The sequence below is a fragment of the Shinella sp. 20P9.1.1 genome (assembly GCF_057798995.1).
This window is the reverse complement of sequence record NZ_JBYOLC010000016.1, coordinates 42,876-55,139: the sequence shown is the minus strand read 5'-3', so window position 1 is coordinate 55,139 and position 12,264 is coordinate 42,876. Positions and strand designations below refer to the sequence as shown.

14 protein-coding genes are annotated in these 12,264 nt (G+C 63.4%); 5 read left to right on the top strand and 9 right to left on the bottom strand.

Annotation, left to right across the window (positions count from 1 at the left end; all coding sequences use genetic code 11):
* Nucleotides 1-65 precede the first annotated feature (65 nt).
* From AC27VQ_RS22740 to AC27VQ_RS22725, 4 genes are all read left to right on the top strand, one after another.
* On the top strand, nt 66-821 hold the full coding sequence (locus AC27VQ_RS22740) for a helix-turn-helix domain-containing protein (RefSeq protein WP_488718099.1): 756 nt from the start codon (nt 66-68) through the stop codon (nt 819-821).
* A gap of 64 nt (nt 822-885) precedes the next feature.
* The gene (locus tag AC27VQ_RS22735; RefSeq protein WP_488718098.1) at nt 886-1,302 is read left to right on the top strand and encodes an SRPBCC family protein; all 417 of its coding nucleotides are present in this window, start codon (nt 886-888) and stop codon (nt 1,300-1,302) included.
* Nucleotides 1,299-1,655, top strand: coding sequence for a VOC family protein (locus AC27VQ_RS22730; protein WP_488718097.1), 357 nt, complete (start codon nt 1,299-1,301; stop codon nt 1,653-1,655). The genes AC27VQ_RS22735 and AC27VQ_RS22730 overlap by 4 nt, the downstream gene beginning before the upstream one ends.
* 117 nt (nt 1,656-1,772) lie before the next feature.
* Nucleotides 1,773-2,510, top strand: coding sequence for a GGDEF domain-containing protein (locus AC27VQ_RS22725; RefSeq protein ID WP_488718096.1), 738 nt, complete (start codon nt 1,773-1,775; stop codon nt 2,508-2,510).
* Nucleotides 2,511-2,758: 248 nt separating this feature from the next.
* Here the strand turns inward: AC27VQ_RS22725 and ccoP are convergent, their stop codons facing one another.
* Genes ccoP through ccoN form a run of 4 tightly spaced genes read right to left on the bottom strand, consistent with a single transcriptional unit; the run spans nt 2,759 to nt 6,183 of the window.
* The gene (gene ccoP / locus AC27VQ_RS22720) at nt 2,759-3,622 is read right to left on the bottom strand and encodes a cytochrome-c oxidase, cbb3-type subunit III (protein ID WP_488718095.1); all 864 of its coding nucleotides are present in this window, start codon (nt 3,620-3,622) and stop codon (nt 2,759-2,761) included.
* Between the two features lie 2 nt (nt 3,623-3,624).
* Nucleotides 3,625-3,777, bottom strand: coding sequence for a cbb3-type cytochrome c oxidase subunit 3 (locus AC27VQ_RS22715; protein WP_117366343.1), 153 nt, complete (start codon nt 3,775-3,777; stop codon nt 3,625-3,627).
* 10 nt (nt 3,778-3,787) lie between these two features.
* The gene (ccoO, locus tag AC27VQ_RS22710; protein ID WP_488718094.1) at nt 3,788-4,519 is read right to left on the bottom strand and encodes a cytochrome-c oxidase, cbb3-type subunit II; all 732 of its coding nucleotides are present in this window, start codon (nt 4,517-4,519) and stop codon (nt 3,788-3,790) included.
* 11 nt (nt 4,520-4,530) lie between these two features.
* On the bottom strand, nt 4,531-6,183 hold the full coding sequence (gene ccoN, locus AC27VQ_RS22705) for a cytochrome-c oxidase, cbb3-type subunit I (RefSeq protein WP_488718093.1): 1,653 nt from the start codon (nt 6,181-6,183) through the stop codon (nt 4,531-4,533).
* A 175-nt stretch (nt 6,184-6,358) separates the two neighbouring features.
* Here ccoN and AC27VQ_RS22700 point away from each other — a divergent pair, with 175 nt between their 5' ends.
* Entirely contained in the window at nt 6,359-6,841 is a 483-nt protein-coding gene (locus AC27VQ_RS22700) for a hemerythrin domain-containing protein (RefSeq protein WP_313531885.1), read from the top strand.
* A gap of 3 nt (nt 6,842-6,844) precedes the next feature.
* Here the strand turns inward: AC27VQ_RS22700 and AC27VQ_RS22695 are convergent, their stop codons facing one another.
* From AC27VQ_RS22695 to AC27VQ_RS22675, 5 genes are all read right to left on the bottom strand, one after another.
* The gene (locus AC27VQ_RS22695) at nt 6,845-7,555 is read right to left on the bottom strand and encodes a PAS domain-containing protein (RefSeq protein ID WP_488718092.1); all 711 of its coding nucleotides are present in this window, start codon (nt 7,553-7,555) and stop codon (nt 6,845-6,847) included.
* A gap of 238 nt (nt 7,556-7,793) precedes the next feature.
* A complete protein-coding gene (locus tag AC27VQ_RS22690; RefSeq protein ID WP_488718117.1) occupies nt 7,794-8,723 on the bottom strand; it encodes a lipid A biosynthesis lauroyl acyltransferase in 930 nt (309 codons plus the stop codon).
* Nucleotides 8,724-8,733: 10 nt separating this feature from the next.
* The gene (locus tag AC27VQ_RS22685; protein WP_313531889.1) at nt 8,734-9,762 is read right to left on the bottom strand and encodes a zinc-binding dehydrogenase; all 1,029 of its coding nucleotides are present in this window, start codon (nt 9,760-9,762) and stop codon (nt 8,734-8,736) included.
* Nucleotides 9,763-9,775: 13 nt separating this feature from the next.
* Nucleotides 9,776-11,062 (bottom strand): beta-ketoacyl-ACP synthase, encoded by a 1,287-nt coding sequence (locus tag AC27VQ_RS22680; RefSeq protein ID WP_488718091.1) that lies wholly within the window; start codon nt 11,060-11,062, stop codon nt 9,776-9,778.
* A 10-nt stretch (nt 11,063-11,072) separates the two neighbouring features.
* The gene (locus AC27VQ_RS22675; RefSeq protein WP_488718090.1) at nt 11,073-12,263 is read right to left on the bottom strand and encodes a beta-ketoacyl-ACP synthase; all 1,191 of its coding nucleotides are present in this window, start codon (nt 12,261-12,263) and stop codon (nt 11,073-11,075) included.
* Nucleotide 12,264 lies beyond the last annotated feature (1 nt).

The window sequence follows — 12,264 nt, the reverse complement described above, 5'->3', positions numbered from 1 at the left end:
TCGTTGATCTACGTCAAGTTTTAAGCAGGGAGCGGCGTGGCGGGTTGCCGCACGGAAGGACACGGATGACGGGCACGATCCTGGCCAAACGCTACGGTGACTACCGCGAATTCGCGGTCGGCGGTGCCCTTTCCGGCGCCGTTCGCTGTGCCTGGCTGCACAGCGCACCGGTCGATGGCTTTGCCGCGCGCGTCGCCGTGGTGCCGGATGGCTGCGTCGATCTGCTGTGGACGGAAAATGGCTTCATGATCGCCGGGCCGGACCGCACGGCCGCCTTTCCACCGATGCACCCCGGCGCGACCATCCTCGGCCTGCGCTTCAAGTCGGGCATTGCGCGCCACCTGCTGCGCTGCGATCTCGATGCCCTCACCGACAAGGTCGTGGCTTTCGACGATCTGCGGCCGGGTGGTTTCAACGCCCACCATGGCCGTCTGCTGGGCACGGACGGTCCGATGAAGCGGCTTCGGCTGCTGCAAGACATTTTCGTGGCGGAGATGGGCGATCTGCCGGCGATGCGCCACGATGCCGCCGCGCTGGAAGCGCTGTGCATGCGCCTGCCGGCGGAAGGCCTTGCCGCAGCCCTCGCCGTAACCGAACGCACCCTGCGGCGCATCAGCACCGCCGAATTCGGCTATGGCCCCAAGACGCTGGCACGCATCCTAAGGCTTCAAAAACTGCTAGGCCGGATGGGCAGGCACGATACCACGCTTGCCGATCTTGCGGCCGAGACCGGCTTCGCCGACCAAGCGCATATGAACCGCGACGTGCTTTCCCTGACCAGCCTGACGCCCGGCGAAATTCTGCGGCAGATGCGCGGCTGATTGTCCGTTTCGTTCAAGACTTCGGCTCCCGATCGCGTAGGATCACGCCAACAGGAGACGATCAATGACCACCTCCACCGCCCGCATCATCCACCGGACCATCGAGCGCGACTGGCGCGCGGTCTATGCCTTTGCCGCCCGGCCGGAAAACATGTCGCTCTGGGCCTCCGGCCTTGCTGCCGGCCTGACGCGCGACGGCGAGGACTGGATCGCCGATGGCGGCCCGATCGGTAATGTGCGCGTGCGGTTTGCGCCGCCGAATGATTTCGGCGTCATCGATCACCGGGTGACGCTGCCGGATGGCCGCGTGGTCGACAACGCACTGCGCGTCGTGCCGAACGGCGACGGGGCGGAAGTGATGTTCACGCTGCTGCGCCAGCCGGATATGGACGATACAGCCTTCGAGTCGGATGCGGCGCATATCGCCCGCGACCTCGAGACGCTGAAAAGAGTGATGGAAGACAAGGAGAGCCCGCGATGAGTGGCAAGGATGCCGATCGCAAGATCGACTATATCGAATTCAACGTCACTGATATCGCCAGGAGCAAGGCCTTCTACGGCAGCGCCTTCGGCTGGACCTTCACGGACTACGGCCCCGAATACTGCGAATTCCAGGACGGCCGGCTCACCGGTGGGTTCACGACGCTGGCGCCCGTTTCCGCCAAGGGTGGACCGCTCGTCATCCTGTTTGCCGATGATCTGGAAGACGCGCTTAGCCGCGTCGAACAGGCTGGCGGGACGATCGAAAAGCCGATCTTCTCCTTCCCCGGCGGCCGGCGTTTCCAGTTCGCCGACCCCGATGGCTACGAACTCGCGGTCTGGTCCGACCGGTAAGTCGCCTCTCCTAACGTCAATGTGATCGCCCTGACGCCTTTTAACGAAGGAATTCAGGCTTTTTCAATCGGACACTCCTATGGCAGGCCTGCGATCAACCGAACGCGGGCCTGTTTCATGTACACAATCATCGGCAAGACCCTGGCGGTCGCCGTACTCTCCACATTGGCGTCGCTCGTCATCAGCTTCGCCTTCGTGCCGTTGATGGGCGGCCAGGTCGCCGGCGCCGGGCTCGTCATGACGATCGTCTGCCCGATCGTCATTTCCATCCCCGCCTCCTTCGCGCATTTCTATCTCGGCGACAAACTGCGCTCGGCCAATCGGGCGCTCGCGGCCGCCCGCGACGAACTGGCCGACGCCTATGCCCGCCTGCAACATCAGGCACGGCGCGATGCGCTCACCGGCCTTCTCAACCGCGCGACCTTCATGGCCGAACTGGAGGCGCTGAGCCAGGCCGGCACGCATGGCGGCCTGCTGTTCCTCGACGTCGATCATTTCAAGTCGGTCAACGACCGGTTCGGCCATGCGACGGGTGACGAGGCGCTTGGCCTTGTCGGCGCCCTGCTCTCGGAACTTGCGCAAGACGGTGACATTGTTGGGCGGCTTGGCGGGGAGGAGTTTGCGATCTTCCTGCATGCCGCCTCGCTCGACCGCATGCTCGACCATTCCCAGATGGTGCGCGAGGCGGTGGAGGCCATCGACCTGTTCGCGCCTTCCGGCCAGCGCATCCCCCTCGGCATCAGCATCGGTGCCTTCCATTGCGCACCCCGCTTCAATCCCGCAGAAGCCCTCGCCGCCTCCGACCGCAATCTCTACCGGGCGAAGTCGGCGGGCAGGAACATGGTGGTTGCTTAGCCACCCTACGGCTCCCTCTCTTCTCTTGTCCGCCCTCACGTTTCGCGTCTTCCTCTCCCCACTCTCCTCCGTCATCCTCGGGCTTGACCCGAGGATCCACGCCACAAGTGAGGCAGTGCGGATGTATGGATCCTCGGGTCAAGCCCGAGGATAACGGAGGAGAGCCCGTGCATAAACGAACACTCTCCCAAAACGCAAAAGGCCGCGGTTACCCGCGGCCTCTCTAAACTTGCGCCTTGCGACAGCCCTTACTCGCCGCCACCCAGCGAGTGGACGAAGACGGCGAGCTGTTTGACGGCGCGGTCGCCGAGGCGGGGCAGCCAGGCGGGCATGACGCCGTGTTTGGGCGAGCGGACCTGCGCGGCGATGGCGGCCTCGCCCTCGCCCTTCAGCCAGATGGCATCGGCAAGGTCGGGTGCGCCCATCTCGCGGTTGCCCTTGGCATCCTCGCCATGGCAGGCCGCGCAATTGTCGGCGAAGACCTGTTTGCCGGGCTCGACGAGGGCGACATCCGACGGCGTGCCGGTCAGGCTGACGACATAGGCGGCGACCTGCTTGATCTGGTCGGGCTCGAGGATGTCGCCGAAGGCCGGCATTTCCGAGGTGCGGGTCTCGTCGTCGCCGGGATGACGGATGCCGTGCGCGATGGTCTGGTAGATGTCATCCACCGTGCCGCCCCAGACCCAGTCGTCGTCGTTAAGGTTCGGGAAGCCTGGACCGCCGGCCGCACCCGAGCCATGGCACTGCGCACAGTTGACCTTGAAGGCCGAGGCGCCGCCCGAGATCGCGAACTGCGAGAGCTGCGCATCGGCCATGATCTCCTGCAACGAGGATTTGGCGATGCGGTCAGTGAAGGCCGATTGCGCCTGCTTGGCCTCGGCGAGTTCCGTCGCGATGTTGGCACGGCTCGACCAGCCGAGCATGCCCTTCGTGGTATCCGAGATCAGCGGCCAGGCCGGAAAGGCGATGGTGTAGCCGATGGCCCAGAGGATCGTCATGTAGAACGTCCAGACCCACCAGCGCGGCATAGGGTTGTTCAGTTCGCGGATGCCGTCCCATTCGTGGCCGGTGGTTTCGACGCCCGAGATATCGTCAATATGTTTCTCGGCCATGATCAGTCCTCCTTGAGAGGGATTTCAGCGGCCCGTTCGGCGGCCTTGCGGCCACCGGGGCGAAGGGTGAAGACGACGACGGCCAGGAAGAACAGCGTCATGCCGAGAAGGCCCCAGCTGTCGGCGAAGTGGCGCATGGCGGTATAGGTTTCCATGGGGTCCTCCTCAGCGATAACCGGCGGCATCGTCATAGGTGGAGAAATCCACCAGCGTGCCGAGCATTTGCAGATAGGCGACGAGCGCATCCATTTCGGTGAGCTTCGCCAGATCGCCGTCGAAATCGCCGAGCTTGGCCTTCGGGTAGCGGCCCTCGATGCCTGACGTATCGGCATTCGGATCGGCCTGCGCCTTCATGTCGGCCTCGGCGTTTTCGAGCATTTCGTCCGTATAGGGCACGCCGACGGCGCGGCTGGCCGACAGGTGCATCGAGACGTTCTTCACCTCGAGCGGCGTCTCCTTGAGGAAAGCGTAGCTCGGCATCACCGATTCCGGCACGACCGATCGCGGCTCGACCAGGTGCTGGACGTGCCATTCGTTCGAGTAGCGGTCGCCGACGCGGGCGAGATCCGGCCCCGTGCGCTTCGAGCCCCACTGGAACGGATGGTCGTACATCGACTCCGCCGCCAGCGAATAATGCCCGTAGCGCTCCACCTCGTCGCGGAAGGGGCGGATCATTTGGCTATGACAGACGTAGCAGCCCTCGCGGACATAGATATCGCGGCCGGCGAGTTCAAGCGGCGAGTAAGGCCGCATGCCCTCCACCTTCTCGATGGTGTTTTCCAGGTAGAACAGCGGGGCGATCTCGACGATGCCGCCGATGGAGACCACGAGGAGCGAGCCGACGAGAAGGAGCGTCGCGTTGCGTTCGAGGATGGCGTGTTTATCAAGAATGGACATCGTGTCCCCTCCTATTCGGCCGGCTGAAGCGCGGGCACAGCACCCGGAATCGGGGCCTCATCACGCTGATAGCCGAGGATTGTCATGGTCACGTTGTAGGCCATGATGAGCGCCCCCAGGAGGAACAGCCCACCGCCGACGGCACGCAGCACGTAGTAGGGGAACATGGCGGCCACCGTTTCGGCGAAAGAGTAGACCAGGAAGCCCTGCTCGTCGTATTCGCGCCACATCAGGCCCTGCTGGATGCCGGCGACCCACATGACGGCCGCGTAGACGACGATGCCGAGCGTGGCGAGCCAGAAGTGCCAGTTGACCATGCGGATCGAATAGAGCCGCTCGCGCTTCCAGAGTTTCGGAACGAGGAAGTAGATCGCGCCGAAGGTGATGAGGCCGTTCCAGCCGAGCGCACCCGAGTGAACGTGACCGATCGTCCAGTCCGTATAGTGGCTGAGCGAATTGACCGACTTGATCGACATCATCGGGCCTTCAAAGGTCGCCATGCCGTAGAAGGCGATGGCCATGACCATCATGCGCACGATCGGGTCGGTGCGGATCTTGTCCCAGGCGCCCTGAAGCGTCATCAGGCCGTTGATCATGCCGCCCCACGAGGGCATCCAGAGCATGATGGAGAAGACCATGCCGAGCGTCTGCGCCCAGTCCGGTAGCGCCGTGTAGTGCAGGTGGTGCGGGCCGGCCCAGATATACATGAAGATAAGGGCCCAGAAGTGGATGATCGACAGGCGGTAGGAATAGACCGGACGGTTCACCTGCTTGGGTACGAAATAGTACATCATGCCGAGGAAGCCGGCCGTCAGGAAGAAGCCCACGGCATTGTGGCCGTACCACCACTGGGTCAGCGCATCCTGCACGCCGGAGAAGGCCGAATAGCTCTTCACGCCGAGGAACGAGACGGGAATGGCCAGGTTGTTGACGATGTGCAGCATGGCGACGGTGACGATGAAGCCGAGATAGAACCAGTTGGCCACATAGATGTGGGGTTCCTTGCGCGTCATGATCGTGCCGAGGAAGGCGATCAGGTAGGCGACCCAGACGACGGTCAGCCAGAGGTCGACATACCATTCCGGCTCGGCATATTCCCTGCCCTGCGTGATGCCGAGCAGATAGCCGGTGGCGGCCATGATGATGAAGAGCTGATAGCCCCAGAACACGAACCAGCCGAGATTGCCGCCGAACAGGCGGGCGCGCGAGGTGCGCTGTACGACATAGAACGAGGTGGCGATCAGCGCGTTGCCGCCGAAGGCGAAGATGACGGCAGACGTGTGCAACGGGCGCACACGGCCGAAATTCAGCCACGGCTCGATATTAAGATCGGGAAAGGCCAGCTGGAGCGCGATAACGACGCCGACCAGGAAGCCGACGACGCCCCAGAACACCGTGGCGATGACGCCGTATTTGATGACGTCGTCGAAATAGCCGTCATCCGCGTTGGACGAAGCGGCGACGGCGGGCGCGAAAGAGACGCGCCGCACCATCACGAGCGTGCTGGCGAGCAGCACAAAGAAGAGGACCCACATATGGGCCTCGAAGAGCCTGTCCTGGGCAAAGGCGGCACCGAGCAGCGCGAGAAACGCGCCGACGGCCAGGACAATCGTTTCGGTCATGTATTTCACGTTGGCATCCCCCAACTCGTCAAGGTCCCGCATCGACCGGCTCCCGAGCGGAATCGGCCTTTGCGCTCGATTGAGCCTTCGCAGATGCGCAAGGAAGCATCCTTGACATGGATCAAGGCGGAGAAAGGAAGCCGGCGGCATCAAAGGACAGGTTGACGCAGCCGCGCGTCGTCGGATGCCGCGGCCCTCCCCCAACGAGGGAAAAGAGATGACGGATTACAACGGTATTGCCCGGTTGCTTTCGGATCGCCCGACAGACGCCGCTTCGCTGGACTGGCTGAAAAAGGCCCATGACGCGCAATTGACGCTCTGCACGGCGCTCGAGGAGATCGCCGACAGCCTGCCGGCCAACATCAACCGGCAGAAATGCATGTATGCGGCCAAGTCACTGATTCCCCTGGTCAACGGCGTGCATCGCTATGAGGAGGAAGCCGTGTTTCCGTTGCTGGAACGGCAGGCTTCCGGCAACAACGAACTCGCCTCCTCCATTGCCCGGCTGAAGTTCGAGCATGTCGAGGACGAGTGCTTCGCGGAAGAGTTGACCGACACGCTGACGCGACTCGGCAGCGGCGACGGCACCGTCAACGCAGAAGCCGCGGGCTATATGCTCCGCGGCTTCTTCGAATCGATCCGGCGTCATATCGCCTTCGAACAGCAGTTCATGCTGCGCGCCGACCGGCTGGCCTCATAGCGCTCAGGCCGCGATCGGCCCGCGCGCCTCAAGCACTTCCTGCAGCACAAGGATGGCGCCCAACACGTTTCCAGCAGCCGACATGCACGGCGTCATGCGGCAACGCGTGATCGCAGAGCCACGCCGCGGGGACAGATAATCGTATTCGACGATCTCGCCGGCAAAGCAACGGTCCAGATGCCGCTTCACACGGCCCTCGAAACGCTGCACGCCGATAAATTCGACGATGTGCCGGCCGACGAGATCGATGGGCTTCTCACTGAAACTCCCCGCATTGAGCGGGTTGGAGTAGAGATAACGGTAGTCCGTCGTGATGACCGCCACGCGGTCCGGCAGACTGTCAAGGATCGCCTCGTTGATCAGGCCGTCTTCCACCACACGCGGTGACATGACGGGGCGGCCCGTTTCAGGCAATTCCATGCGGAAGGGCTGCGCGGCCTCCTCGGTGCCGAAATAGCGGTCCAGCAGAAGTTTAAAATTATGCGCCTGCCGGAGCACGCAGGCCTTGTCCTCCGCCTCTTCGCGAAGCAAATCCACCACGAACTGGAACTGGATCTTGAGTTCGGAAGCGTCTGCGGCCTCCTTGTGCAGCACGGCTGCCAGAGCCGGTTCGATTTCCCTGTCCAGCATGGAAATGAGTCTCTCATTTCCAATCTTTACGGCATGCTGGAGTTGCGAATACTTAAACCAGAACAACTCTACAAGAGCTTTCAATTCATGCTCCCTGAATTGCTGAAATCTACAGCAATTTGATCACTTACATTATTTAATCTGTCCGGAAATAAGATAGGATTTTGACCGTCACCTCCCGAATTCCGCTGTCCAAAGCGCTTACATTAGCAAAATGGTAACAGCGCGGGGGAGGATGTCAAACCCATATTTGATAAAATGACGTGTTTTGCGAATAATGAACGCGTTCAAAAATGAGCGCAAAGAAAGAAATCATAAGCACTCAAGTAATAAGGGTGCGCTTGATATTCCAGCGGTCGTGATACCAAAGCCATTGGCCGGGATATTCACGCACCCATTGCTCGACCTTGTCATTCAGCATCTGCGCCGTCGCCTCGACATCCACGGCGCCGTTTTCCTTGCGCGGGATGTCCATTGCCGGCTCCAGTTCCAGCCGGTAGCGATTATCAGGCAGGCGGATGCAGCGCGCCGGATAGACCTCGCAATTGAACTGGCGCACAAGCTTGGCCAGCAGCGGGTTGGTCTGCACGTCGCGCCCAAAGAATTTCGTCGGCAGGCCTCTGGTGAACTTCTGGTCGACGAGCACGCCGACCGGCCCGCCGGCATCGAGCTTGCGCGCCAGCGTGAAGGAGGACCCGGCATGCGACGGCACGAGATGGCCCATGCGTGCACGGCGGAATTCGAACACCTTGTCGGCGACATATGGGTTGTTCGGCGGGCGGAAGAGCACCGTCACATCCAGCCCGAAAGCGGCGCCGGCGACCGGCAGCAGCTCGAAATTACCGCTATGAGCGGTGAAGACGATGAACGGGCGCGGATTGTCGCGCAGGTCCACGAAGAGCGGGATGCCCGACACTTCGATGCGGCCCGGCGTCGTCCTTTCCGGGTCGAAGTCGAACAGCTTGTCGAGGAAGACATATTCGGCGGCCAGACGCCCCATATTGCCCCAGGCGTCGAGCGCGATCGCCTGAATTTCCGCCTCGGATTTTTCCGGGAAGGCGTTGCGCAGGTTGGTCAGCGTCAGCTTGTGCCGGCTCGTCTTCGGCCCGATCCAGCGCACCAGACGGTCGGCGAAATTGATCGCCCCGTCAGCCGGAAACAGTTTGAGAAGATTGAGCAGGCCGAAGGCGAACTGCGCCACCAGCCAGTCCTTGGTGTTGCGCAGCGCCAGGACGAGGCGTGTGACGAGCATCTTCATAGGATCAATCCAGTCTGAGGACGATCTTGCCGAAGATCTGGCGCGATTCCATGCGCTCCAGCGCGGTGGCGATCCCATCGAAGGTCACTTCCGTATCGATGACCGGATGCACGACGCCGCGCGCCATCTTCTGCATGGCATCCGCCATGTTCTCCATGCGGCAGCCGAAGGAGCCGAGCAGCTTCAGCTGCTGCTGGAACAGCATCATCAGGTTCATGTCGGTCGAGACGCCCGAGGTGGAGCCGCAGGTGACGAGGCGGCCGCCGCGCTTCATGCAGAGCATGGAACCCGCCCAGGTGTCCTTGCCGACATGTTCGAAGACGACGTCGACGCCCTTCTTCTTGGTCAGCTTGCGCACCACACCCTCGAAACGGTCTTCGCGATAATTGATGACGTGGTCGGCGCCCAACGCCTTGGCCTTCTCGATCTTGTCGTTCGAGCCGACGGTGGTGATGACGGTGCAGCCGGTCTTCTTGGCGAGCTGGATCGCCGCCGAGCCGATGCCGGAGCCGCCAGCGTGGACGAGGATCGTTTCACCGGGCTGAAGCTTGGCATTGTCGAACAGCATGTGCTCGACCGTGCCGAAGGTGACGGGTGCAAGTGCCGCGGCGACTGCATCCACGCCGGGCGGTGCCGGCACCAGCAGGCGGGCAGGAAGGTTCACCTTCTCCTGCGCGAAACCATCGAGATGGAAACCGTGCACGCCGCCGACATGTTCGCAGAGATTATCGCGCTTCTCACGGCAAGGCTTGCAAAGACCGCAGGTGCGCGCGCCATAAATCGAGACGAGCTGGCCGGGCAGCACGCTGGAGACGCCCGGACCGAGCGTTTCGACGACGCCGGCGGCTTCCGCGCCGATGACCAGCGGCATCTTGCGCTTGGCGAAGGCCATGCCGCGCCAGCCCCAGACGTCGATATGGTTGAGCGCGACGGCCTTGACGCGCAAGGTCACTTCACCCGGGCCGGGGGCCTCGGGTTCCGGGATGTCGGTCAGTTCGAGCTTGCGGTCGTCGAGAAGCTGGAGGGCACGCATTGTCTTGTTCCTATCAGGCCGGCTCGGCCGTCATCACGAGGCTGGCGTTCTGGCCGCCAAAGCCGAAGGAGTTGGAGAGAACCGCCGAAACCTGCTTGTCGCGCTTCACGTTCGGCACCACATCCAGCTGGATCGTCGGGTCGGGGTTCGTGTAGTTGATCGTCGGCGGGAGCGTCCCGGTCAGCATGGTCTGGATCGAGAACACCGCCTCGACCGCACCAGCCGCCGTCAGCGTGTGGCCGATCATCGACTTGTTGGACGAGACTGCAATGCCGGCGAGCTTGTCGCCGAAGACGGTCGACATGGAGAGATACTCCATCTTGTCGTTCTCGGGCGTCGAGGTGCCATGGGCATTGATATAGCCGATGCCGCTTTCATCGATGCCGGCGTCTTCCAAAGCTGCACGGATCGTCGCAATCGCCGGGCCACCGTCCGGCGAGGAGCGCGTGCGGTGGAAATGGTCGGCCTTCTCGCCGCAGCCCTTGAGGATGCCGAGCACCTTGGCGCCGCGGGCAACGGCTGATTCCAGCGATTCCAGCACGAGCGTCGCCGCACCCTCGGCGATGACGAAGCCGTCGCGGTCCTTGCTGAACGGCTTGGAGGCCTTGGTCGGCGGGTCATTCTGGGTCGAAAGCGCGGAGAGCAACGCGAAGCGGATGAGAGCCTCGGCCGTCACAGAACCATCGGTGCCGACGGTCAGCGCACGGTCGGTGCGGCCCTGGCGGATCGCCTCGACACCGAGCTGGATGGCCGTGGCGCCCGAGGCGCAGGCGGTCGAGAGCGTCACCGGCAGGCCGCTCGTGCCGTAGCGGTCGGAAAGGCGCTCGGAGATCGAGCCGAAGGCCCAGGCTTCGTGCAGCGCCGGTTCCGGCTTGTCGCGCAGAACGGCGAGGAAGCGGTCATAGGCATCGCCCGGACGCTGCGAGGCCGGCGCACGGTCGGCGAGCGCGAAGCGGTCGCGCCAATCGGGCTCGATCGGCGGGGCGGCGAGAAACAGCGGGCCGCCGAAGTCGCCGGAGATGCCGGCTTGCGCCAGGGCTTCATCCGTCGTCTCGCGAGCATAGGCATAGGAGCGCTCGACCGGGTTTTCGGTCGGCACCGTGATGAAATCGACCGTGCCGGAAATGCGGGTGTTCAGCCCATCGACCGGGAAGCGGGTGATGCCGTGGATGCCGGAGACGCCGCCCGTCAGCGCGGTCCAGTTGTCCTTGAGACCTTGCCCGAGCGAGGTGACGACACCCATGCCGGTGACGGCGACGATGGGGCGACCCAGATGATCCCTGTAAGCGGCGTTCGTCATGGCCGGACCCTCACTTCTCTGCGCTAAGAATTGCGACGCCCTCGCCGCGCGAATGGCCGACCGTCGTGACGACGGCCGTCTTCGCGGCCCCCGCCATGGCGGTCTCGGCCTTGGCATCGAACGGCGCGACCTTCACACCCGCACCAAGGGTCAACGCCGCGAGCGCAAGACCCAGCGGGAACTGCGCTTCGAGCGCCTGCCCCGTCACGGCACTGTAACCGCGCACCGCGCTGCCGGCAAAACGCTGGCCAAGCCATGCCCTTTCACGGGCCGTCGTCTCATGCGCGCCCGATGCACCGGAGAACACGACGGTTCCCTCGGTATCTGCACCTTCGGCGAGACGATCGAGCCGGGCTTCCAGCCGGCCTTCGTCGCGCGAACCACGGTCGCCGCCGATGGCGTCGATCGTCGCATAGATGCGCGCGTTGCGGGCTTGCGCATGTTCGCGGGATTCGAGGATGAGGAAGGCCGAGGCCGTTCCGGTAATGATGCCGCCACCGGCGTTTTCATCCCGCGACCAGAGCGGCGTCCAGCCGCCGGTCGCATGGGCGCCGATGGCCTCATAAAGCAGGATGACGTCCTGCCGCTCGGCCACCAGCGCGCTGCCGACAAGTGTGTGCGTCGACTGGCCGGCACGGATGCGGTGGAAAGCGGTCTCGACGGCGCTGATGCCGGCCGCTTCCTCGCCCATGAAGGTGCGCGAGGAACCGGTGACCTTGTGCACGATGGAAATGTTGCCGGCGAGCAGATTGGAGAGCTGGGCGAGGAAGAGCGTCGGGCGCAATTCCGTCGTCAGCTTCTCGTTGAGCAGGCGTTCGCGGTCGTTGCGCTTCAGGCCCTCGTCGACGATCAGCGAGTCGACCGTGATATCGCGCTCGCCGCCGCCGGCCGCGACGATCATGTCCATGGTACCGCAGGCTTCGGCATTGTCCTTGAAACCGGCATCGTCGAGTGCCAGACCGGCGGTGAAGACGCCGAGGCGCTGCCAGTTTTCCATCTGGCGCTGGTCGCCGCGCTTGGCGATCTGCTGGTTCCAGTCGATTTCCGGCATCGGATGCACCGGATAGGGCGCGAAGCGCTCCGTCTCGATCTTAGTGTCCGGCGCGTTCGCGGCACCGAGGATCGCCACATGCGCCTGCGCCCCGACACCCTGACAGGTGACGATGCCGACGCCCGTGATCACCACATCGTTGTTGGCCATC

What these genes read in the sequence shown, in the direction of transcription:
- AC27VQ_RS22730 (WP_488718097.1), top strand. Translation starts at nt 1,299, where the DNA reads ATGAGTGGCAAGGATGCCGATCGCAAGATCGACTATATCGAATTCAAC.
- AC27VQ_RS22715 (WP_117366343.1), bottom strand. Translation starts at nt 3,777, where the DNA reads ATGGAAACCTATACCGCCATGCGCCACTTCGCCGACAGCTGGGGCCTT.
- AC27VQ_RS22675 (WP_488718090.1), bottom strand. Translation starts at nt 12,263, where the DNA reads ATGGCCAACAACGATGTGGTGATCACGGGCGTCGGCATCGTCACCTGT.
- AC27VQ_RS22685 (WP_313531889.1), bottom strand. Translation starts at nt 9,762, where the DNA reads ATGCGTGCCCTCCAGCTTCTCGACGACCGCAAGCTCGAACTGACCGAC.
- AC27VQ_RS22680 (WP_488718091.1), bottom strand. Translation starts at nt 11,062, where the DNA reads ATGACGAACGCCGCTTACAGGGATCATCTGGGTCGCCCCATCGTCGCC.
- AC27VQ_RS22690 (WP_488718117.1), bottom strand. Translation starts at nt 8,723, where the DNA reads ATGCTCGTCACACGCCTCGTCCTGGCGCTGCGCAACACCAAGGACTGG.
- AC27VQ_RS22740 (WP_488718099.1), top strand. Translation starts at nt 66, where the DNA reads ATGACGGGCACGATCCTGGCCAAACGCTACGGTGACTACCGCGAATTC.
- AC27VQ_RS22735 (WP_488718098.1), top strand. Translation starts at nt 886, where the DNA reads ATGACCACCTCCACCGCCCGCATCATCCACCGGACCATCGAGCGCGAC.
- ccoO (WP_488718094.1), bottom strand. Translation starts at nt 4,519, where the DNA reads ATGTCCATTCTTGATAAACACGCCATCCTCGAACGCAACGCGACGCTC.
- ccoN (WP_488718093.1), bottom strand. Translation starts at nt 6,183, where the DNA reads ATGCGGGACCTTGACGAGTTGGGGGATGCCAACGTGAAATACATGACC.
- ccoP (WP_488718095.1), bottom strand. Translation starts at nt 3,622, where the DNA reads ATGGCCGAGAAACATATTGACGATATCTCGGGCGTCGAAACCACCGGC.
- AC27VQ_RS22700 (WP_313531885.1), top strand. Translation starts at nt 6,359, where the DNA reads ATGACGGATTACAACGGTATTGCCCGGTTGCTTTCGGATCGCCCGACA.
- AC27VQ_RS22725 (WP_488718096.1), top strand. Translation starts at nt 1,773, where the DNA reads ATGTACACAATCATCGGCAAGACCCTGGCGGTCGCCGTACTCTCCACA.